Annotated in this window: 2 protein-coding genes; both read left to right on the forward strand. The window is 67.5% G+C overall.

Features of this window, described 5'->3' with window-relative positions:
- Positions 1 to 269: 269 nt before the first annotated feature.
- Positions 270 to 641: a winged helix-turn-helix domain-containing protein gene (locus tag Ato02nite_RS50710; RefSeq protein ID WP_246608260.1), complete on the forward strand. Its 372-nt coding sequence runs from the start codon at positions 270 to 272 to the stop codon at positions 639 to 641.
- The coding region (locus Ato02nite_RS50715) for a transposase (protein WP_246608261.1) at positions 566 to 1113 on the forward strand (548 nt) is incomplete at its 3' end. The genes Ato02nite_RS50710 and Ato02nite_RS50715, both read left to right, overlap by 76 nt.

Consider the following 1113-nt stretch of genomic DNA (forward strand, 5'->3'; position numbering starts at 1 on the left):
CTAGACACCTTTCGGGTTGGGGGTCTGGTGCAGATCCACTGTGACGCTTGCGGGTGATCGTCTGCGCAGGGGTGTGTCGGCTCTGCTGAGAGGTATGCGATACGGCGATGGTGGTGGGGTTGACCGGGCGGAACGGCAGCGGCGAGAGCAGGTCCGCCAGGAGGCGGCGCAGATGTTCGCTGACGGGAAGTCGGCGGTCGAGGTTGCTGGCCTGCTCGAGGTCTCCACGAAATCGGCGTATCAGTGGCGGCGGGTCTGGGTCGCCGGGGGTGCTCAAAGCCCTGGCTTCCCGAGGCCCGTCGGGGCCGGACCCGAAGCTGTCGGACGAGCAGCTGGCGCGGTTGAAGGCCCGACTCGATCAAGGACCGGCGGCCGCTGGCTACGGCGAGGACCAGCGGTGGACCCTGGCACGGGTGGTGGCGTTGATCGCGACGATGTTTCATCTGCGAGTGGGGATCACGACGGCGTGGCAGGCGATGCGCCGGCTCGGCTACACGCCGCAGTTGCCGATCCACCGGGCGATCGAGCGGGACGAGACCGCGATTGTGCACTGGCGGCGGTATCAGTGGCCGGCGGTAAAAGAGTCGCCGCCCGCAGGGCCGCCTGGATCGTCGTCGCCGACGAGTGCGGCCAGACCTTAAAAGCGCACAAGGCCACCACCTGGGCGCCGAAAGGGCAGACGCCGGTGGTGAAGGTGACCGCGAAAGGCACCGTGCGGGTGTCGGTCGCCGGGTTGTGCTGCTACAAGCCGGGCGAACCGAGCCGGTTGATCTACCGCACCCTGCTGTATCGCGGTCGCAAAGGCGAACCCAAAGGGTTCCGTGAGCCAGAGCTGATCCGGCTGCTCGACGCCGCCCACCAGCAGCTCCAAGCACCGGTCGTGCTGGTCTGGGACGGCCTGTCGCTGCACAAGACTCCGCCGATGCGGGCGGCTATAGCCGCCCGGTCCTGGCTACGCGTCTATCAGCTACCCGCGTACGCACCGGAACTGAATCCGGTCGAGAAGGTCTGGTCGACGATGAAAGGCAGCCTCGCCAACCTCGCCGTGCACACCGCCACCGGCCTCGCGGCCGCAGTGAAGAACCGCCTCAAACGCATGCAATACCGCACCCG

The sequence above is a fragment of the Paractinoplanes toevensis genome (assembly GCF_018332695.1).
In the GTDB taxonomy this organism is placed as follows: Bacteria; Actinomycetota; Actinomycetes; order Mycobacteriales; family Micromonosporaceae; genus Actinoplanes; species Actinoplanes toevensis.